The sequence below is a fragment of the Sphingomicrobium nitratireducens genome, assembly GCF_026157035.1.
In the GTDB taxonomy this organism is placed as follows: Bacteria; Pseudomonadota; Alphaproteobacteria; order Sphingomonadales; family Sphingomonadaceae; genus Sphingomicrobium; species Sphingomicrobium nitratireducens.
In genome coordinates this window covers 1,529,803-1,549,609 of record NZ_JANJZA010000001.1, presented here as the reverse complement: position 1 = coordinate 1,549,609, position 19,807 = coordinate 1,529,803, and the positions used below count along the sequence as shown (strand labels likewise).

General features: G+C 66.7%; 20 protein-coding genes. 13 read left to right on the top strand and 7 right to left on the bottom strand.

The genetic code is table 11. The features are described 5' to 3' along the window. Positions 1 to 16 precede the first annotated feature (16 nt). On the bottom strand, positions 17 to 1,237 hold the full coding sequence (locus NNY25_RS07990) for an NADP-dependent isocitrate dehydrogenase (protein WP_265570828.1): 1,221 nt from the start codon (positions 1,235 to 1,237) through the stop codon (positions 17 to 19). A 134-nt stretch (positions 1,238 to 1,371) separates the two neighbouring features. Between NNY25_RS07990 and NNY25_RS07985 the strand changes: the two genes are divergently transcribed. Together NNY25_RS07985 and NNY25_RS07980 are read left to right on the top strand one after the other, a co-directional pair. Then, positions 1,372 to 2,106 carry a phosphatidylserine decarboxylase gene (locus NNY25_RS07985; protein ID WP_265570827.1) on the top strand — a complete coding sequence of 245 codons (735 nt, stop codon included), beginning with the start codon at positions 1,372 to 1,374 and terminating at the stop codon, positions 2,104 to 2,106. Continuing rightward, on the top strand, positions 2,103 to 2,900 hold the full coding sequence (locus NNY25_RS07980) for a CDP-alcohol phosphatidyltransferase family protein (RefSeq protein ID WP_265570826.1): 798 nt from the start codon (positions 2,103 to 2,105) through the stop codon (positions 2,898 to 2,900). Before NNY25_RS07985 ends, NNY25_RS07980 begins: the two co-directional genes overlap by 4 nt. Here NNY25_RS07980 and NNY25_RS07975 read toward each other — a convergent pair. Further along, positions 2,872 to 3,108, bottom strand: coding sequence for a hypothetical protein (locus tag NNY25_RS07975; RefSeq protein ID WP_265570825.1), 237 nt, complete (start codon positions 3,106 to 3,108; stop codon positions 2,872 to 2,874). The genes NNY25_RS07980 and NNY25_RS07975 overlap by 29 nt on opposite strands. A 253-nt stretch (positions 3,109 to 3,361) precedes the next feature. On the opposite strand from NNY25_RS07975, the gene rpsB reads away from it, so the two are divergent. Continuing rightward, the gene (rpsB, locus tag NNY25_RS07970) at positions 3,362 to 4,114 is read left to right on the top strand and encodes a 30S ribosomal protein S2 (protein WP_265570824.1); all 753 of its coding nucleotides are present in this window, start codon (positions 3,362 to 3,364) and stop codon (positions 4,112 to 4,114) included. Positions 4,115 to 4,238: 124 nt separating this feature from the next. Continuing rightward, positions 4,239 to 5,165, top strand: a complete 927-nt coding sequence (gene tsf / locus NNY25_RS07965) for a translation elongation factor Ts (RefSeq protein ID WP_265570823.1) — start codon at positions 4,239 to 4,241, stop codon at positions 5,163 to 5,165. Between the two features lie 78 nt (positions 5,166 to 5,243). Here tsf and NNY25_RS07960 read toward each other — a convergent pair whose 3' ends face one another. Further along, positions 5,244 to 6,557 (bottom strand): MBL fold metallo-hydrolase, encoded by a 1,314-nt coding sequence (locus tag NNY25_RS07960; protein WP_265570821.1) that lies wholly within the window; start codon positions 6,555 to 6,557, stop codon positions 5,244 to 5,246. A gap of 249 nt (positions 6,558 to 6,806) precedes the next feature. Between NNY25_RS07960 and pyrH the strand changes: the two genes are divergently transcribed. The 9 genes from pyrH to fabZ all read left to right on the top strand — a co-directional run bounded on the left by pyrH (position 6,807) and on the right by fabZ (position 15,603). Beyond that, on the top strand, positions 6,807 to 7,529 hold the full coding sequence (pyrH, locus tag NNY25_RS07955) for a UMP kinase (protein ID WP_265570820.1): 723 nt from the start codon (positions 6,807 to 6,809) through the stop codon (positions 7,527 to 7,529). 4 nt (positions 7,530 to 7,533) lie between these two features. Then, entirely contained in the window at positions 7,534 to 8,091 is a 558-nt protein-coding gene (frr, locus tag NNY25_RS07950) for a ribosome recycling factor (RefSeq protein ID WP_265570819.1), read from the top strand. 14 nt (positions 8,092 to 8,105) lie between these two features. Continuing rightward, entirely contained in the window at positions 8,106 to 8,858 is a 753-nt protein-coding gene (gene uppS, locus NNY25_RS07945; protein ID WP_420854329.1) for a polyprenyl diphosphate synthase, read from the top strand. Continuing rightward, the gene (locus NNY25_RS07940) at positions 8,855 to 9,484 is read left to right on the top strand and encodes a phosphatidate cytidylyltransferase (protein ID WP_265570817.1); all 630 of its coding nucleotides are present in this window, start codon (positions 8,855 to 8,857) and stop codon (positions 9,482 to 9,484) included. The genes uppS and NNY25_RS07940 overlap by 4 nt, the downstream gene beginning before the upstream one ends. Then, the gene (locus tag NNY25_RS07935) at positions 9,481 to 10,656 is read left to right on the top strand and encodes a 1-deoxy-D-xylulose-5-phosphate reductoisomerase (protein ID WP_265570816.1); all 1,176 of its coding nucleotides are present in this window, start codon (positions 9,481 to 9,483) and stop codon (positions 10,654 to 10,656) included. Before NNY25_RS07940 ends, NNY25_RS07935 begins: the two co-directional genes overlap by 4 nt. After that, on the top strand, positions 10,653 to 11,771 hold the full coding sequence (locus tag NNY25_RS07930) for a M50 family metallopeptidase (RefSeq protein WP_420854327.1): 1,119 nt from the start codon (positions 10,653 to 10,655) through the stop codon (positions 11,769 to 11,771). Before NNY25_RS07935 ends, NNY25_RS07930 begins: the two co-directional genes overlap by 4 nt. 85 nt (positions 11,772 to 11,856) lie before the next feature. Continuing rightward, entirely contained in the window at positions 11,857 to 14,520 is a 2,664-nt protein-coding gene (gene bamA, locus NNY25_RS07925) for an outer membrane protein assembly factor BamA (protein ID WP_265570815.1), read from the top strand. Then, on the top strand, positions 14,520 to 15,122 hold the full coding sequence (locus NNY25_RS07920; protein WP_265570813.1) for an OmpH/Skp family outer membrane protein: 603 nt from the start codon (positions 14,520 to 14,522) through the stop codon (positions 15,120 to 15,122). Before bamA ends, NNY25_RS07920 begins: the two co-directional genes overlap by 1 nt. A 7-nt stretch (positions 15,123 to 15,129) precedes the next feature. Then, entirely contained in the window at positions 15,130 to 15,603 is a 474-nt protein-coding gene (fabZ, locus tag NNY25_RS07915) for a 3-hydroxyacyl-ACP dehydratase FabZ (RefSeq protein WP_265570812.1), read from the top strand. Here fabZ and NNY25_RS07910 read toward each other — a convergent pair. From NNY25_RS07910 to NNY25_RS07895, 4 genes are read right to left on the bottom strand one after another with little or no spacing between them, the layout of a single operon-like run. Continuing rightward, the gene (locus NNY25_RS07910) at positions 15,600 to 16,295 is read right to left on the bottom strand and encodes an ATP-binding cassette domain-containing protein (protein WP_265570810.1); all 696 of its coding nucleotides are present in this window, start codon (positions 16,293 to 16,295) and stop codon (positions 15,600 to 15,602) included. The two genes, fabZ and NNY25_RS07910, sit on opposite strands and share 4 nt — an antisense overlap. Then, entirely contained in the window at positions 16,292 to 17,248 is a 957-nt protein-coding gene (locus tag NNY25_RS07905) for a FecCD family ABC transporter permease (RefSeq protein ID WP_265570808.1), read from the bottom strand. The genes NNY25_RS07910 and NNY25_RS07905 overlap by 4 nt, the downstream gene beginning before the upstream one ends. After that, the gene (locus NNY25_RS07900) at positions 17,245 to 17,985 is read right to left on the bottom strand and encodes an ABC transporter substrate-binding protein (protein ID WP_265570807.1); all 741 of its coding nucleotides are present in this window, start codon (positions 17,983 to 17,985) and stop codon (positions 17,245 to 17,247) included. The genes NNY25_RS07905 and NNY25_RS07900 overlap by 4 nt, the downstream gene beginning before the upstream one ends. Further along, positions 17,960 to 19,768, bottom strand: coding sequence for a TonB-dependent receptor plug domain-containing protein (locus NNY25_RS07895; protein ID WP_265570806.1), 1,809 nt, complete (start codon positions 19,766 to 19,768; stop codon positions 17,960 to 17,962). The genes NNY25_RS07900 and NNY25_RS07895 overlap by 26 nt, the downstream gene beginning before the upstream one ends. Positions 19,769 to 19,807: the final 39 nt, after the last annotated feature.

The window sequence follows — 19,807 nt, the reverse complement described above, 5'->3', positions numbered from 1 at the left end:
TCCCGCCCCTATTTCCTTACGACCAGCTGGCCATTTCCTTTTCGAAGTTCTGAACGATGGCCTCGAAGAATTGCTCCGTGGTCATCCACGCCTGGTCGGGACCGATCAGGATCGCGAGATCCTTGGTCATCTGGCCGCTCTCGACCGTCTCGATGATCACGCGCTCGAGCGTCTCGGCGAAGCGCACCACGTCGGGCGTATCGTCGAACTTGCCGCGATACATGAGGCCGCGGGTCCACGCGAAGATCGAGGCGATCGGGTTGGTCGAGGTCGCCTTGCCCGCCTGATGCTGGCGATAGTGGCGGGTGACGGTGCCGTGCGCGGCTTCCGCCTCGACCGTCTTGCCGTCGGGCGACATGAGGACGGACGTCATCAGGCCGAGCGAACCGAAGCCCTGCGCGACCGTGTCCGACTGGACGTCGCCGTCGTAATTCTTGCAGGCCCAGACGAACTTGCCCGACCACTTGAGCGCACTGGCGACCATGTCGTCGATCAGGCGGTGCTGGTACTCGATGCCGGCCTTGGCGAACGCATCCTTGAACTCGTTGTCGAACACTTCCTGGAACAGGTCCTTGAAGCGCCCGTCATAGGCCTTGAGGATGGTGTTCTTGGTCGACAGGTAGACCGGCCACTTGCGATCGAGGCCGTAGTTCATGCAGGCCCGCGCGAAGTCGCGAATGGACTCGTCGTGATTGTACATGCCCATCGCGACGCCCGAGGACGGGAACTGGTGCACCTCGCGCTCGATGACCTCGCCGTCCTCGCCGACGAACTTCATGGTCAGCGTGCCGGGGCCCGGGACGAGGAAGTCGGTCGCGCGATACTGGTCGCCGAACGCGTGACGGCCGACCACGATCGGGTCGGTCCAGCCCGGCACGAGGCGCGGCACATTCGAGATGACGATCGGCTCGCGGAAGACGACGCCGCCCAGGATGTTGCGGATCGTGCCGTTGGGGCTGCGCCACATCTTCTTGAGATCGAATTCCTCGACGCGCTGTTCGTCGGGGGTGATCGTGGCGCACTTCACGCCGACGCCATGCTCCTTGATTGCGTTGGCGGCGTCGATCGTGATCTGGTCGTCGGTCTCGTCGCGCTTCTGGATCGAGAGGTCGTAATATTTGAGGTCGATGTCGAGATAGGGAAGGATCAGACGTTCGCGGATCCACTTCCAGATGATCTGCGTCATTTCGTCGCCGTCGAGCTCGACGACCGGGTTTTTCACCTTGATCTTGGCCATGGGGGTCCCTGCTGGTTCGAAAGAAATGTCTGGGCGCGCTCTAGGGCGGGCAAACGGCCTTGGCAACCGCACCGGCGTCTCGATCATTCAACAGGGGAATTGTGTCGCAGCCGAGACGACCCTAAGGGAGCCCGATGACCGAGATCGAAAAGCCCGACAGCCATCTGACCGCCGTCAAATGGCGCTTCCCGTCCGTCCACGAAGAGGGGCGCAAGTTCGTCGTGATCGCGGCCTTCGCCACAGCGGTTCTTTTCTGGCTGCTCCCCGACCTGTTCGGTTGGCTGGGCGTCGGGCTGACCATCTGGGTCGCCGCCTTCTTCCGCGACCCGATCCGCACCACGCCGCTCGACCCCAAGGCCGTGATCGCGCCCGCCGACGGGCTGGTGACGATGATCGCCAAGGTTCCCCCGCCGCCCGAACTGGCGGGCGAGGGCGGTCTGACCGATCCCGAAATGGTGCGCGTCTCGATTTTCATGAGCGTGTTCGACGTCCACATCAATCGCGCCCCGCTGGCCGGGATCATCCGCCGCATCGCCTACGTGCCGGGCAAGTTCGTCAATGCCGATCTCGACAAGGCAAGCGAGGACAATGAGCGCCAGCACTTCCTGCTCGAGCGCGAGGACGGGGTGAAGATCGGCTTCACGCAGATCGCGGGGCTCGTCGCGCGCCGCATCCTCGCCACGGTAAGCGAAGGCGACCAGGTCGTGGCGGGCGAGCGCGTCGGCCTCATCCGTTTCGGCAGCCGTGTCGACGTCTACCTGCCGCTCGGCACGGGCGCGCGCGTCCTGCTCGGCCAGCGCACCATCGCGGGCGAGACCGTGATCGCGGAACTGGGCCGCGATAATGCGGTCGCGGGGCGCTCGCAATGAGCCCGATGCCCGCCCGGGACGATGTCGGGACCCACCGCGGCCTGCCGTTCCGCGCGCTCGCGCCCAACGCCATTACCGCCCTTGCCCTGTGCTTCGGGCTGACCGGCGTGCGCTTCGCGGTGTCCGCGTCGGGCGAGGGGCCGATGCTCCATTGGGAATACGCGCTCGGCTGTATCATCCTCGCCGGCGTGCTCGACGGCATGGACGGGCGCATCGCGCGCCTGCTCAAGGCGCAGAGCCGCTTCGGCGCCGAGCTCGACAGTCTTTCCGACAACATCGCCTTCGGGGTCGCGCCTGCGCTGATCCTGTTCCTGTGGTCGCTCCAATACGCGCCCAAGTTCGGGTGGATCGCCGCGCTCGCCCTCGCGGTGTGCTGCGCGTTGAGGCTCGCGCGCTTCAACGCCAACATCGACGCCGACGAACAGCCGCACAAGTCGGCGGGATTCCTGACCGGCGTTCCCGCGCCCGCCGGTGCGGGGCTTGCGTTCATTCCGGTCTATGCCTGGCTGGTGACGGGCAACGACGTGTTTCGCGACTGGGTAATCGTGCTGCCGTGGACCTTGTTCATCGCACTGCTGATGATTTCCAACCTGGCGACCTACAGCTGGTCCTCGCTGCGCCTGCGCCGCAGCTACCGTCTGTTCGCGCTGGCCGGCGTCGGGTTGCTGGGCGCTGCCCTGGTCACCAATCCGTGGCTGACCCTGTTCGTGATCTGCGCGCTCTACCTCGCGCTCATCCCGTTCAGCATCGCGAGCTATTCTCGGGTCAAGCGGCGGCGCGCAGGCGCGGCGTAGCACCCGCCAGCATCGCGCGCGGCGCCTCGCCCCGCGACTTCCACTGCACGGTGACGACGACAGGGCGCGCGGCCCCGTTGGCGACCAGGCTGTCGCCCCTGAAGGCGGCGAGCATCTTGTCGGCGCTGCTGCCGAGCATTGCGAGAATCGCGACCGTCATCGCCGCGAAAAGGCCGAAGAAGAAAAGTCCCGAAATCACTGCCGCCATGACGAATCCCCTGATAAGCCGTTTCGGACGGAAATACGTCCGTCTTGGCCCTAAGTTCCACTTTTGTTCTCGTCGTGTCAATCCCCTTTTGTTCTCATCGCGCCACGGCCTGCACGTGCGGCACGCAAGGGCTTGAACGAACGGGAGAACTCGTCTAGAGGCGCGCCATTCCACAGGCGGTGCCAACATACCGGTGCCAGCGAGAGTTGGTCATTACGGCCCGCCGAGGACAAACCGGGATAGGAGAATACCCATGGCGACCAATGTCGTCACGATGCAGCAATTGCTTGAGGCCGGCTCGCACTTCGGCCACCAGACCCATCGTTGGAACCCGCGCATGAAGCCGTACATCTTCGGCGCGCGCAACGGCGTCCACATCATCGACCTGTCGCAGACCGTGCCGCTCTTCGCGCGCGCGCTCGACTTCGTCCAGCAGACCGTCGCGCGCGGCGGCAAGGTGCTGTTCGTCGGCACCAAGCGCCAGGCGGCCGACGCGGTGGCCGAAGCGGCGCACAGCTGCGGCCAGCACTTCGTCAACCATCGCTGGCTCGGCGGCATGCTGACCAACTGGAAGACGATCTCGAACTCGATCAAGCGCTTCAAGAGCCTCGAAGAGCAGCTGTCGGGCGACACGGCCGGCCTGACCAAGAAGGAAGTCCTCCAGCTGACGCGCGAGCGCGACAAGCTCGAGAAGAGCCTTGGCGGCATTCGCGACATGGGCGGCCTTCCGGACGTCATGTTCGTGGTCGACACCAACAAGGAAGACCTCGCGATCAAGGAAGCCAACACGCTCGGCATCCCGGTCATCGCGATCCTCGATTCCAACTCGGATCCGAGCGGCATCGCCTTCCCGGTTCCGGGCAACGACGACGCCAGCCGCGCCATCCGCCTCTACTGCGATGCGATCGCCAATGCTTCGAACATCGGTCGTGGCGACAAGGTCGCGGCGTCGGGCGAGGATTTCGGCGCGATGGAAAATCCGCCGGCAGAGGCCGTGACCGCCTAAGCGTCACGCGCCTTTAACTTCGGGTGTCGCGCCCCATATGGGCTTGCGACCCCACGACAAGATGAAGGGGGAGGGGATGGCCGCTTCGGCCGTGCCCTCCTTCCAATGGAAAGGATTGCCAACCATGGCTATCACCGCTGCACAGGTGAAAGAACTGCGCGACCGCACCAATGCGGGCATGATGGACTGCAAGAAGGCGCTGGGCGAAACCGCGGGCGACATGGAAGCCGCGGTCGACTGGCTGCGCACCAAGGGTCTTGCCGCTGCCGCCAAGAAGGCCGGCCGCACCGCTGCCGAGGGTCTCGTCGGCGTTGCCGTCGACGGCACCAAGGGCGCGGTCGTCGAGATCAACTCTGAAACCGACTTCGTCGCCAAGAACGAGCGTTTCCAGGAATTCGTCGCCGACGTCGCCAAGCTGGCGCTGGGTGTCGACGGGGACATCGAGGCGCTTGCCGCCGCGACCTATCCCTCGGGCGGCACCGTCGCCGAGAAGCTGACCGACAACATCGCCACCATCGGCGAGAACCAGTCGCTCCGCCGCACCGCGACCGTCTCGGTCGATCAGGGCGCGGTTGTCAGCTACGTCCACAACGCCGCCGCGCCCGGCATGGGCAAGATCGGCGTGCTGGTCGCGCTCGAAGGTGATGCCGACACCGCGACGCTTGAGGCGCTGGGCAAGCAGCTGGCGATGCACATCGCCGCAGCCAACCCGCTGGCACTCGACGCCGACGGCCTCGACGCCGATATGATCGAGCGCGAGCGCGAGATCGCCAAGGCCAAGGCGATGGAATCGGGCAAGCCCGAGAACATCGCCGAGAAGATGGTCGAGGGCTCGATCGCGAAGTTCAAGAAGGAGAACGCTCTCCTCTCGCAGCTGTTCGTGATGGACAACAAGACCCCGATCGCCGACGTCGTCGCCTCGGCCGCCAAGGAAGCCGGCAAGTCGATCACCCTCAAGGCGTTCGAACGCTTCCAGCTCGGCGAAGGCATCGAGAAGGAAGAGAGCGACTTCGCCGCCGAAGTCGCCGCCGCGGCGGGCGTTTCGGCCTAACCGCTCTTCGGACCCGAAAGAACAAGGGGCGTCGCCATCGCTGGCGGCGCCCCTTTTCGTTGGCCGGTCACCGTTCGCTCACTCGAAGGCGCGGCGGACACGGTGCGCCAGCTGCTGGACGATGTCGCGCCGGCGTTGCCAGAACCAGCCGAGCTGCGACGGGCGCAGCGCCTTGCGGAGCGACAGGCCGACGTCGGCATTGATGGCCGCGCTCAGGGCGCGCAGCCGAAACCACGCCTTGTGCGCGGCGGGGTGATGCACCGTGTAACGACCGGACACGCCAAGCGTCTGCAGCCCGAACGGCGTCGCGAAGACGAACGAGAGCGGCTGCGAGTTGATCGTCAGGTCGGGCGCGGCGTCGGTCTCCTCGAACATCGCTCGGCGGCAGTCCATCCTCACCGTACGACCGAGGTCGGCGATGTGGATCGTCACCGGCCGGAGGGCCCGTGTCGCCCAGCCGTGATAGTGGCGCAACCGCTCCACGAACTTGCCGAAACCCGTTTGCAGCGTTGCCCAGTCGACCGGTTGGTCGGGCAGGATCTCGAGACTGTCGAGACCTGCGTAGATCGCGTCGTAGTGCGCAAGCGCGTCCCCGTCGTCCACGACGCCGCCGATCGCCAGCGTGTCGCCGGGCCGTAGCGCGGCAGCCTGCAATCCTTCGCGGGAAAAACGCTCCTTGACCATGCGCGGCGAATTGGCGTGAGCGTTGAGCCGCCGATTATCTTCGCGACAGAAATAGACGAAGCTGGCGAACGGGACGGTGATGCCTGCGCCGAGCCGTCGATGGTCGTCGACCATCTTGTCGAGGATGGTTCGCGCGTCCCGCTCGAGCCGGTCGGGAAAGCCCTCGAACCCGGCATAGGAGAACTGGTTGAGCAGGACGCCCGGGTTGCCGATGTCGCTGCGGATGGCCGCCGTGTCGCGTTCGCTCGCCTCCGTATCGTTGAGGTTGAGCACCACCTGGCCCGCGTGGCGCACTGCCAGCGCGCTGTCGAGCTGGCGCGAATGGAAGCAATAGACCTCGCACGCGTCGTCGAGCCGCGTCCATTTTCGGTGATCGAGCAGCTTCACGGTCCTGAATCCGAGCATTCCCATCAGGGCCTGCTCCATCTTCGCATGATCGCTCGAGCGCTGGAACAGCACGATCACGCGCTGCTTGAAGGCGTCGGGCAACGAGCGCAGCGTGGGAATGTGGAAGTGGTCCGGATGTTCGTGGCTGATCCACAGATAGTCGATGGTGTCGAGCACCTCGTCGAGCGGCATCGGGTCGATCAGCAGTTTCCAGCTGTCGTTGAACGCGGTCCCGAACTGCCAGGGGTCGCACAGGATCCGCGTCTCCCCGGCGGCGATGATGACCGAACTGTGCGAAACGAGAGTGACGCTCAGCGACACGGGGCGCAGTCCTGGACCCGCCTGGCCCGCAACGGTCTCTGGTCGGTAGGCGACGAGGAAGCAGGGGTGTCGGGCGACGCGGCACGGACCATGCCGCAGGGTTGATGGATCATGTTGCCAAAATCTCGCTGGAATTGTCGAACCCTAATGCAGCCGACGAAGGGATGTCGAGCGACGAGTTGGCACTTGTCGGTATCGTCGCGAGTGCCTAAAGCCGACGCCATCCCGCACCTTGGAGAATTGACGTCCATGTCCCGACCCACGTTCAGCCGCATTCTCCTCAAACTTTCGGGCGAGGTGCTGATGGGCAAGGGGCAGTTCGGGATCGACCCCGATATGGTCGCGCGGCTCGCCGCCGAGATCGGCGAGGCGAAGAATGCCGGTCACGAACTGTGCATCGTGGTCGGCGGGGGCAACATCTTTCGCGGGATCGCCGGCGCAGCCCAGGGCTTCGACCGGGCGACGGGCGATTACATGGGCATGCTCGCGACCGTGATGAACAGTCTTGCGCTCCAGAACGCACTCGAGAAGATCGGCCTCGATACGCGCGTCCAGTCGGCCATTCCCATGGCGACCGTGTGCGAGCCCTATATCCGCCGCCGCGCGATGCGGCACATGGAGAAGGGGCGGATCGTGATCTTCGCGGCCGGTACCGGCAGCCCCTATTTCACCACCGACACCACCGCTGCCCTTCGCGCTGCCGAGATGAACTGCGACGCGCTGTTCAAGGGGACCAGTGTCGACGGTGTGTACAACGCCGACCCCAAGAAGGTCCCGGACGCCACGCGATACGAAGGGCTGAGCTTCCATCGCGTCCTTGCGGACAATCTCAAGGTAATGGATGCCAGCGCCGTGGCGCTGTGCCGTGACAACGACATTCCGATCGTCGTGTTCAACATCCGCGACGAAGGGAACCTGACCCAGGTCCTTTCGGGCGGCGGAACCGCGACGGTCGTTTCGAACGAGGAGTAATCTGATGCCCGCTTTTGACAAAAAGGACCTCATGCGCCGCATGGACGGCGCGATCGAGGCGCTGCGCCATGACCTTGGCGGCCTCAGGACCGGCCGTGCCTCGACCAGCCTGGTCGATGGGATCCAGGTCGAAGTCTACGGTGCGCTGATGCCCATGAACCAGGTCGCCACCGTCTCGGTCCCCGAACCCCGCCTCATCAGCGTCCAGGTCTGGGATCGCTCGAACGTCACCAATGTCGAGAAGGCGATCCGCAATGCCGGGCTCGGCATCAATCCGGTCGTCGACGGACAGATGATCCGCCTGCCGATCCCCGACCTCACCGAGGAGCGCCGCAAGGAACTCGCCAAGCTGGTCGGCCAGTATGCCGAGAAGGCCAAGATCGCGGTCCGCAACGTGCGCCGCGACGGCATGGACGACCTCAAGAAGGACGAGAAGGATCACGAGTTCGGCGAGGACGAGCGCAAGCGCCACGAGGGCGAGGTCCAGAAGCTGACCGACGACAAGGTCGCCGAGATCGACAAGCTGGCCCAGGCCAAGGAAACGGAGATTCTCGGCAAGTGAGCCGAACAGGCGCCATGACCAGGAGTGACAAGGTCGATACGGCGCCGGGCGAGACCTCAGGGGCCTCGACCGATACGCCGCGTCACGTCGCCATCATCATGGACGGCAACGGCCGCTGGGCCGCGCGCCGGGGGCTCCCGCGCGCGGCCGGTCACAAGGCGGGCGCCGAAGCGGTGCGCAAGACGCTGCGTGCCGCGGTCGAGGCGGGCATCGACACGCTCACCCTCTACGCCTTTTCTTCCGAGAACTGGCGCCGCTCGGACGAGGAGGTTTCCGACCTCAAGGGGCTGATGCGCTATTATCTCGAGCGCGAGATCGACGAGTTGGCGCGTGAGGGCGTGAAGCTCGAATTCATCGGCGATCCCAGTGCTTTCGGGCCCGATCTTTGGAACCGGTTGCAGGCCGCCGCGGCGCGCACCGAGGAGAATGACCGGCTGCGGCTGGTGGTCGCGCTCAACTATGGCAGCCGCGCCGAAGTGGCCGCCGCCGCGCAGCGACTGGCCGAGGAGGTCAAGGCGGGGACGCGCGATCCCGCGTCCATCGACGAGGCGGCCTTGGGCGAGGCGATGCAGAGTGCGCACCTGCCCGCACTCGACCTCATCATCCGCACCAGCGGCGAACAGCGCCTGAGCAATTTCCTACTATGGCAGGCGGCCTATGCCGAACTGCTGTTTGTCGACACGCTATGGCCCGATTTCGACGGAGCCGCCCTCGACGACGCCCTCGAGGTGTTCCGCGGCCGCCAGCGCAGGTTCGGCGGGCGGTGAGCGATCTCAAGACCCGCAGCCTGACGGGCGTGGCGATGATTCTCGTCGCGCTCGGCGCGGTGTGGGTCGGCGGCATGGTGTTCGCGCTGTTCGTCGCGGCGGCCGCGACCGCGGTCTACTGGGAATGGACCCAGATCAGCAAGAAATGGGGCATCGCCTGGCGCATCGGCGGTTTCTTCTATTGCCTGTTCCCGGCGCTCGCTCTTCTGTTCCTTCGCGAAAGGATCGAGGGGCTTGATCTCGTCCTGTGGGTGTTCATCGCCACCTGGGCGACCGACATCGGCGCCTATTTTGCGGGCCGCGCGATCGGGGGCCCCAAGCTCGCGCCTCGGATCAGCCCCAACAAGACCATCGCCGGGCTAGTCGGCGGCATGGCCGCGGCGGCGCTGCTCGGCGGCGCGTGGGCCCATGCCAACGGTCTTGCGCCCGTCCTTTACGTACTCGGCGCGCCGATGGCGGTCGCCGCCCAGGCCGGCGACCTGTTCGAAAGCTGGATGAAGCGGCGCGCGGGTGTGAAGGATTCGGGGGCGCTCCTGCCCGGGCACGGCGGCGTGTTCGACCGGCTCGACGGCCTGCTCGTGGTCGCCTTCTTCACCGGCGCCCTGTCCTACGCGGGACTGGTGTGAAGCGCCGGCTGGCCATTCTCGGCGCGACCGGCTCGGTCGGCGGATCGACCCTCGACCTCGTCGCGCGCGATCCCGACCGGTTCGAGGTCGTCGCCCTGACGGCGGCCTCCAACGTCGACAAACTCGCCGCGGCGGCGCGAGCGACCGGCGCCAGGCGTGCGGTGATCGCCGACGAGGCACTGCTCGGCGCGCTCGAAGACGCGTTGTCGGGCACCGACTGCAAGCCCGAGGCGGGAGACGCGGCGCTCGAGGCGGCTGCCGCCGACGCCGACCTCGTCATGGCGGCGATCGTCGGGACGGCCGGCCTCGCGCCCGTCATGGCCGCGATCGAGGCGGGACGCACGGTCGCGCTCGCCAACAAGGAATCGCTCGTCACCGCGGGCGCACTGATGACCGGGGCGGCGCGCAGGCACGGCGCGACCATCTTGCCCGTCGACAGCGAACATAATGCGATTTTCCAATGTCTTGCGGGGCAGGACTGCGACCGGGTCTCGCGACTTGTCCTGACCGCGAGCGGCGGCCCGTTCCGCACCAGGAGCCGCGAGGAGATGGCGCGCATGAGCCCGGCCGAGGCGGTCGCGCATCCCAACTGGTCGATGGGCGCCAAGATCTCGGTCGACAGCGCGACGATGATGAACAAGGGGCTCGAACTGATCGAGGCGCATCACCTGTTCGGCCTGCCGAGCGAACGCATCGACATCCTCGTCCACCCGCAGTCGGTCATCCACAGTCTCGTCGAATATGTCGACGGCTCGATGCTCGCCCAGCTGGGGCCGCCCGACATGCGCGTGCCGATCGCGCATGCGCTCGCCTGGCCCGAGCGGATGGAGAGTGGATGCGAGCGTCTCGACCTCGCCGCCGTGTCCCGGCTCGATTTCGAGCAGCCCGATCCCGAGCGCTTTCCCGCGCTGCGCCTCGCCCGCGAGGCACTCGAGGCGGGCGGTGCAGCGCCGGCCCGGCTCAACGCCGCCAACGAGGTCGCGGTCGCCGCCTTCCTCGACGGCGCAATCGGCTTCGGCGACATCTGCGCCGTGGTCGAAAAAGTGCTCGGTCAGGCGCCCGGACCCGACGACATCGCCTCGATCGAGGCCGTCCTCGAGGTCGACGAGGCATCGCGCGAGGCAGCGCGGGTTGAAGTCGTCACGCGGGCGCGCGAAAAGGTCGGCGCATGATGCTCGACCAGCCGTCCATTCCTTTCATCGTCATCGCCTTCATCGCGGCGCTCGGCCCGCTCGTCTTCTTCCACGAACTCGGTCATTACGGCGTCGCGCGCCTGTTCGGCGTGAAGTCCGACACCTTCTCGATCGGCTTCGGGCGCGAGATCACCGGGTGGACCGACCGCCGCGGGACGCGCTGGAAGGTGGGCTGGCTTCCGCTCGGCGGCTACGTCCGCTTTGCCGGTGACGCCGACGAGGCGAGCCGTCCCGACTTTGCCGACCACGATCCCGACCATTTCCACAACCGGCCGGTCTGGCAGCGCTTCCTGATCGTGCTGGCAGGGCCGATGGCCAACTTCCTGCTCGCCATCCTCATCTTCGCGGCCTTCTTCATGATCGTGGGGGCGCCGCGCACGCCGACCGAGGTCGTGTCGCTGCAGGAGGACAGCGCCGCGGTCGCGATCGGGATCCGCGAGGGCGACCGGCTGGTGAGCATCGCGGGGCGGCCGACCGACAGCTTCGAGGACGTGCGCCGTACCGTCTCGCTGCGTCCCGACATGGTCGTCGACATCGAATTGGTGCGCGACGGCGAGCCGATGACGCTCTCCGGGCGGCTCGGAGCGCTCGAGCAGGAGGACGAATTCGGCCAACCCTACCGGATCGGCCTGCTCGGCGTCGGATCCGGCCCGCCGCGACTGACGCGCCTATCGCCGATCGCCGCCGTACCCGCGGCGACCGGCTACACCTGGGCCATGACGCGCGCGATCCTCGACGGGGTGTGGCAGATCGTCACCGGCAAGCGCTCGACCAAAGACCTCGGCGGGCCGATGAAGATGGCGCAGATCGCGGGTCAGCAGGCCAGTCTCGGGATTTTCCCGTTCATCCAGTTGCTTGCGCTCTTTTCGATTAATCTGGGCTTCATCAACCTTCTGCCAGTCCCCATGCTCGATGGCGGACATCTTCTCTTTTACTCGGTCGAGGCCGTCCGACGCCGCCCGCTGGGCGAGCGGGCCCAGGAATGGGCCTTTCGCGGCGGTCTTGCGCTTCTCCTCGCCCTCATTCTGTTCACCACGATCAACGACTTGGCGTCTTTTGGGCTCGTCGAGCGGCTCTCGCGCTTGATTGGCTAGGCACATTGAGGCAGGTGAGGCACTACGCAATTCAAGGGGCGCGCCGCGCGCGGCCCGGATCAATTCAGCAAAAGGGCGGGAACGCGTGAATCTGAACAATTTCAACCGAGTGCGCCGTGCAGGCGCGGGGCTGCTCGTGGGAACCATCCTGGGCGGGATCGCAGTAACGCCGGCGCTGGCGCAGGAAGTCGACGCGACCGCGCCGACCGCGACCGCGCAGCCCGTGGTCGCCCGGGAAGGGCAGATCCGTTCGCTCCTCGTCACCGGTGCCGAGCGTATCGAACGCGAGACCGTGCTGAGCTATTCGGGCCTCCAGCCCGGCCAGACCTACACCGCGCGCGACCTCGATGCGGCGCTCAAGAAACTGTACGACACCGAGCTTTTCGCCGACGTCGTCATCACCGGCGCCGACACCGGGAACATCGTCGTGGCGGTGCAGGAAAACCCGGTCATCAACCGCATCGTCATCGAGGGCAACAAGAAGCTCAAGGACGACAAGATCGAGCCGGAAATCCGCCTCGCGCCGCGCCAGATCTTCACCCGCACCAAGGTCCGCGCCGACGTCGACCGGATCATCGAGCTCTACAAGCGCGAGGGCCGCTTCGCCGCGGTCGTCGAACCCAAGATCGTCGAACTCGACCAGAACCGCGTCGACCTGATCTTCGAGATCAGCGAAGGCGCCAAGTCGAAAATCCGCCAGATCAACTTCATCGGCAACGACGCCTTCTCGGGCGGCAAGCTCCAGAAGGAAATCTTCAGCCGCGAATCCGGTGGTTTCCTGGGCTTCATGAAGTCCAACGACGCCTACGACGCCGACCGTCTCGCCGCCGACCAGCAGAAGCTGCGCGCCTTCTACCTGACCCAGGGCTATGCCGATTTCCGCGTCGTCAACGCGCTGGCGGAACTGACGCCCGACCGCGAGGACTTCGTCATCACCTTCGTGATCGAGGAAGGGCCGCGCTACAAGTTCGGAACGCTCGACGTGGAAAGCGACATTCGCGATCTCGCCGAAGAGCGTCTCGAGGCCGCTGTCGGCCTTACCGAAGGCGACTGGTTCGACGCGGAAGCGGTCGAGAACACCGTCAACCGCTTCACCGAGATCGCCGGCCTGCGCGGCTATGCGTTCGCCCAGGTCAATCCGAAATATTACCGTGACGCCGAGGAAAAGACGGTCTCGATCACCTTTGAGATCGAGGGGACTCCGCGCGTCTACATCGACCGCGTCGACATCCAGGGCAACACGGTCACGCGCGATGCGGTGATTCGTCGCGAACTGCGCCTCGCCGAAGGCGACCCGTTCAACGCCCAGCAGATCAAGCGCTCCGAGGACCGCATCAAGGGTCTCGGCTACTTCCAGGAAGAGCTCGAGATCAAGCAGACCCCGGTCGGCGAGGACCGTGTCGCGCTGACCGTCGACGTCGACGAGAAGGCGACCGGCGAACTCCAGCTTTCTGCCGGCTACTCGAGCATCGAGCGGTTCGTGGTCGCAGCCTCGATCGCGCAGCGCAACTTCATGGGCAAGGGCCAGCAATTGTCGGCCGGCGTCAACTGGTCGCGCTACACCAAGTCGGTGCAGCTTGGTTTCGTCGAGCCCTATCTGGGCGGACGCAACATCCTGCTCGGGGGCGACCTCTATCGCCGCGATTACAACAGCTTCCGCTTCGTCGGGAACGATCGTCGCACGACCTACAAGCAGGTGTCGACCGGCGGCGGCCTGCGCGTCGGCTTCCCGGTCACCGAATATCTGTCGGCGGGCATGCGCTATCGCCTCGTGCTCGACGATATCACGCTCGACCGCGACGTCTTCTTCACCGACGGTCTTGCGCTCGATGCCAACGATCCCAACTTCCCGAACGTCGCCAACGGCGTGTTCGACGATTTCGAGTGCGATCCGCTCAAGGCCGGCGCGTTCCTGTGTAACGAACTCGGTTCGCGGCTGACCTCGTCGATCGGCTACTCGCTCGGGTTCAACAACACCGACGGCATCCGTGCGACCCGCGGCTTGCGCGCCCAGATTAGCCAGGATTTCGCCGGGCTCGGCGGCGACGTGAAATATCTTCGCACCGTGGCCGATGCGACGAAATATTTCCGACTGCCCGCCAACTTCATCCTCTCGATCAACGCGCAGGGCGGCTACATCCACCCGCTCGAGGACAACGGCGTCGCGGGTCTCGACGATATCCGCCTGACCGACCGTTTCTTCGGTCCCAACGTACGCGGCTTCGACATTCGCGGCATCGGTCCGCGGGTCCAGCGCGTGCCGTACGACATCGAGGGCAATCTCAACTTCGAATCCGCGCGCACCAACAACGCGCTGGGCGGCAAGGCCTATTACATGGGCCGTCTCGAAGTCGAATTCCCGGTCAGCGCGGCGGTCCGCAGCTTCGGCCTGCGTCCGTCGGCCTATGTCGACGTCGCGTCCGTCTGGAATCTCGAAAGCCCGCAGCTGATTAATATCGGCATCATCTGCACGCCGCGCCGCGACGCGTTCCCTGATGCGCAGCCCGAGACGAAGGGGCCGGGCGAGACCTGCGGGAACGCCACCTACGGTCCCGAAGCCTATATCGGCAGCTCGGGCTTCCGCGAATTCTTCCTCGGCAATTCGCCCAGCCCGCGCGTCGCGGTCGGCGTCGGCGTCAACTGGGTCAGCCCGTTCGGCCCGCTGCGCATCGATCTCGCCAAGGCGATCGTCAGCCAGGAAGGCGACGACACCAAACTCTTTTCGTTCAATGTAGGAACTCAATTCTGATGAAGACCAAGATGATTGCGGCGCTTGTCGCCGCCACTGCCATGACCCTCCCGGCGGCCGCCGCCGCGCAGGCGCTTCCCGCCGCCGCGATCGGCGTCGTCGACACGTCGCGCGTGTCGACCGACTGCACCGCCTGCAAGACCGCAGGTGCGCAGCTCGAGGCGCAGGCCAAGGCGATCCGCGACCGCGAGCAGCAGCTCGCGACGCCGCTGGAAACCGAAGGCAAGGCGATCCAGGCCGCCGTCGACGCGCTCAAGGGCGCGCAGGCCGACCAGGCGCTGCAGACGCGTGCGCAGACCTTCGAGCAGCGCCGCCAGGCTGCCGCCCAGGAGATCCAGCAGCGCCAGCAGACTTTCCAGCGTAACCGCTCCTATGTCGCGCAGCAGTTTGCCGCGGCGCTCGAGCCGGCCGTCAACGCCGTCATGACCCGCCGCGGTGCGACGATCGTGATGGATGCGGGCACCGTGATGCTGCACGCCCCTGCGGTCGACATCACCAACGACGTGCTGGCCGAGGTCAACCGGACGCTGACCACGCTCAACACGACTGCCCCGGCGCCCGCGCAGCCGGCGCAGCAGCAGACCCCGCCCGCCGGCCGCTAAGCGACCCGTGAGCGAACCTCAGGACAACGCCGTCATCGGCCCGCTCGACGTGACGCGGGTGATGGCGGCGCTGCCGCATCGCTACCCGATGCTGCTCGTCGACCGTGTCGAGCGGATCGCGAAGAACGAATCGATCACCGCGATCAAGGCGGTGAGCATGAACGAGGAATTCTTCCAGGGTCATTTCCCGGGCCGCCCGATCATGCCCGGCGTCCTCCAGGTGGAGGCGCTGGCGCAGGCCGCAGGCGTGCTCGCGGTCGAGAGCATGGATCTCGCCGGCTCGGGCAAGCTCGTCTATTTCATGGCGATCGAGAATGCGAAATTCAGGAAGCCGGTCGAACCGGGCTGCCTGCTCCAGCTCGATGTCGAGATCGTCCAGATGCGCCGTTCGATCTGCAAGTTTGCAGGCAAGGCGTCGGTCGACGGCGAGACGACCTGCGAGGTTCAGTTCACCGCGATGATCGCGGACCCGCCGGCTTAGGCGGGTTGCCAGCCTCCCTCGTGGGGCTGGAGGCGAAACGCGGTGCGAAACGCCTCGCATCCCAATATTCTGGAGGGCGGCCCGTCGGCGACGAGCCGCCCTTCGTGCATCAGGACGACGCGCTGGAAGCGGTCGACGAGCGCCAGGTCGTGCATCGCCGCCAGCACCATCCGCCCGCCGCGCGCTTCCTCGGCGAGCAGGTCTAGGATGGTGAGCGCCCAATAGGGATCGAGATTGGCGAGCGGCTCGTCGAGCAGCAGCAGGTCGGGCTCGTTCGCCAGCACGCGCGCAAGCAGGACTCGCGCCCGCTCGCCGGTAGACAGGTGGCTCGCCGGACGGTCGAGCAGCGACGCGAGTTCCAGCCGTTCGACCAGCTGGCCGATTTGATCATTTTCCGGCGCGACCGGCGCAAGCGCGAGCAGGTCGCGGACCGGGATCGGCCACGCCAGCATCCGGCTCGCGGGCAACAATCCGATCGTGTTCGCGCGGGCGGCCGTGCCCATTGCTTCGAGCGCATTGCCGGCGATCGTCCGTGCGCTGGCAGTACCATCCACGCCGGCCATCGCGCGCAGCAGGCTCGTCTTGCCGCTACCATTGGGCCCGATCAGCGCGACGAACGCGCCGGGGTCGAGTGACAGGCTGGTCGTCGTGAGGCGGCCGGACACCGCGAGGTCGGCGAAGGTCGCGCTCATCGCAGGCCTCCTGCCATGCCGCGCGCGCGCAGCAGTACGAGGATGAAGAGCGGCGTCCCGATCAGGCTGGTGACCACCCCGACCGGGATTTCCCGGCCCGCGGGCGCGAAGCGGACAAGGAGGTCGGCGCCCATCAGCAGCAGCGCGCCGAGGACGCCTGCCGGCAATATCGCGCGCCCCGGATGCCCCCGCACGAGCGCGCGCGCCGCGATCGGCGCGACGAGCCCGACGAATCCGATCGCGCCGCACAGGGCGACGCAGGCGCCGGTCGCGATGGCGGCGAGCACCATGGCGCGGGTGGCGAGACGGCGCGGATCGATGCCGAGCGAAGCACTGACGTCATCCCCGAGCGCGATGAGGTCGTACGCCTTTCGGCCGCGCCACAGGAGCGCGCAGGCACTAAGCGCCGGAACGAGCGCGGCGGCGGCCTGCGGCAGCGAGCGGTCGGCGAGGCTCCCCATCAGCCAGCGCCACATTTCGTAGAAGGCGAAGGGTGACGGGGCGAGTGCGAGGAGCAAGGCGGTCGCCGACCCCGCCGCCAGCGCGATGGCGAGCCCGCCCAGGAGCAGCCGCGCAGGCGGGGCGTTGCGCCCGGCAACGACGAACAGCAGAGCGAGCGCAAGGCCCGCGCCAACGGCGCCGCCCGCCGCCATCGCCACCGCGCCCGAGAGGCCGAAGACATAAGCGACCGTGACCGCGCCGAGCGCGCCGCCCGAGGCCGCGCCGGTAATGTCGGGCGAGGCGAGGGGGTTGGCGAAGATCGCCTGCAAGGCCGCGCCCGCCATGCCGAGCGACAGGCCGTAACCGATCGCGAGCAGCGTGCGCGGCAGGCGCAACTCGACGAGGATCAGCCGCGCCGTTTCGGGATCGAGCGCGTCGAGCGGCGCGAGCGGCACCGCGAGGTGGACCGCGAACAGCAGTGCGAAGCCGGGAAGGAGCCACCAGCGGTTCATCGCAGCGCCTCGACGAGATCGAGCATCAGCGGGCCGCCGCAGGTGGTCGCACGTCCATCGATGCGGGTGACGGGAAGCGCGCGCTTCCTCAACAGCGGATGACGCATCCAGTCGCTCGAGCGCGAATATTGTCCGCGGCGGTAGTCGCTCACCAGCAGCCGATCGGCCTTAGTCGTCAGCACCGCCTCGATCCGCCCGCGCCCTTGGGGCACTGGGACGGGAGTGAATCCGGCAAGCGACAGCCACGGCGCGGCGAGCGTCGAGCCGACGCCTGCCGCATCGACCCACAGGACAGTTCCGCCCTCAGCAGGTGGTCTGCGCCGATAGCTGCCCAGCCGCTTGATCCAGGCCGATGCCGCGCCGGGCGCGCCCACCGCCCGAGCCACTGTCCTCACATTAGCTTCTACCGCGTCGGGATAAGCGGCGTAGGGCAATTGCAGAATGCGGATGCCCTTATGCTGCGCGATGCGGCGCATGGTCTCACCCGGCGCGCGCGTGGTGATGACGAGATCGGGTTCATGGGACAGGAGCGTCTCGATCCGCCCGTCATTGGCGGGAATGGCCCGGGCGCCTTTCGACAGCCTCGTCTCGTGCGGATCGTGCGACAGATGCGACACGCTCACCAGCTGCGCGCGCGGGACGAACAGCAGCGCATATTCGTCAGCGCACAGGTCCGCGGAAGCGACGCGCAGCCCGCTGGCGGCCACAAGGCTAAGGGCGAAGGACAAGCCCGACATGGGCGCTCCTTCCACGCGTGTGATAGCCGACCACGTCCTGGTAATCGGCGTCAAACGCGTTGCTGACGCGCAGCGACAGGTCGATGCGCTTTCCGAGACGGTAGGCCAGCCGCGCGGACGCCAGCGCATAGGAGTCGAGCGTCACTTGCTGCGCCGGGAACAGGTCGAAATCGGTATCGATCCGCTTGCCCGTGAGCGCGAGGCTCGCGCCATAGCGCAGCCGTCCGGCCGTCCCGTGCAACGTCACCGCGCCGCGATGACGCGGTCGGCGCGTTTCCTTGACCAGGCCATCGGCCGCGGGCTGCTCGGCATCGAGATAGGAATAGTTGGCGGACAGTTCGGCCATGCCGCCCAGGGGAATGACCGCTTCGACCTCGACACCCTTGCGGCGGCTCTTGCCGGTCCCGTTGGCCGTCGAGGACAGGAAGGTCGAGGGATCGAACACATCGACGATCTCGTCCTCGAGCCACTGCGCGAACACGGTCGCTTCCATGCGGATCGTGCCCGCGTAACGCACGCCGAGGTCGAACCCACGCGCGTGCTCTGGAGCCAGATCGGGATTACCCACGAAACTGCCCGGGAAGAAGCCGTGCAGGTCGTAGAAGGTGGGTTGCGCGATGCCCTCGCCGGCATTGGCGAACAGCGCCACCCGTTCGCTCGCTTTCCAGAGGAGCCCGGCCGACAGGCTGGTCGCATCGGCGAAGTCCTCGAACAGGTCGTGGCGGATCGCCGCATCGCCTGACAACTTGCCCGCAGAGAATCGCCATTCTGCGACCAGCCCGAGCCGGTCGCGCTGCTGCTTCTGATCGGTGAACCCGCCATAGGCGACATCGCGCGCCTTGAACGTCTCGGCTTCGTAGTCGGCGGCCAGCGTCAAGCTGTGGGCGCCAAGATCGATACCCGCCTGCAGGTCGGCGAAGCTGCGCGAAGCCCTGGTGCGATTGATTTCGGCGTCGGCGAGGCGGTTGACGTTGCGCGAGGCGAGATGCCCGGCGCCGGTGCTGAACGTCACGCGCTCGCCCTTCCACATGACGCCGAGCCTGCCCGCCGCGAGCTTGTTGTCGGTCTCGTCGAGCGTGTCGGCGCGCAAAAAGGTGACAGGGTCGAAGCCGTCATATTCGCTCGTGCCCGAGACGGCGAAGCCCGCGGCATCGAGCGTCCAGCCCGGTGCCAAGCTCCAGCGCCCCGCCAGCCGCGCGCTGGCGAGGTCGTAGCCGTCGCGCTCGCCATCCGCGCCGAAACTGTCGATGCCGTTCGACCCCTGCACGCCGACCTCGGCCACGAGGCCGTGCACGGCCAGGCGTGCGCCCAGGCGGCGATCGTCGTCACTGCCCCACTCGGCGATCGCCGACAGGCCGGTGCGGCCCGGATCGCTCCTCAGCGCGACGACGCCGCCGATTGCTTCGGAACCCCACAAGGCCGACTGCGGTCCGCGCACCAGCTCAACCGTGTCGCCGAGTGCAGCGGACAGGAGTTCGAACCGAGCTTCGTTGCCAGCGGCGGGATCATTGGCCTTGATGCCATCGATGAAAAGGAGGCTGTGATTGGCCTCCGCGCCGCGAATGCGCATCTGCGCCTGCGAGCCGGCGGGACCGGCCTCGGCCAGTGCGACCGAGGGCAACAAGGCGAGCAGGGGCGCGATGCGCGGTTCGCCAAGCGCTTCGACAAGGTCTGCCTCGAGCAGCGAGACGGCATCGCTCGTCTCGTCGGCAGTGACGGGCGCGCGGCTCGCGGTAACGAGGATCGGCTGTTCGATCGCAGGCGGTGGAGGAGGCAGTTCCATCGGTTTCCTTCTGTCGTGACACGTCGTCACGGCGGAAGG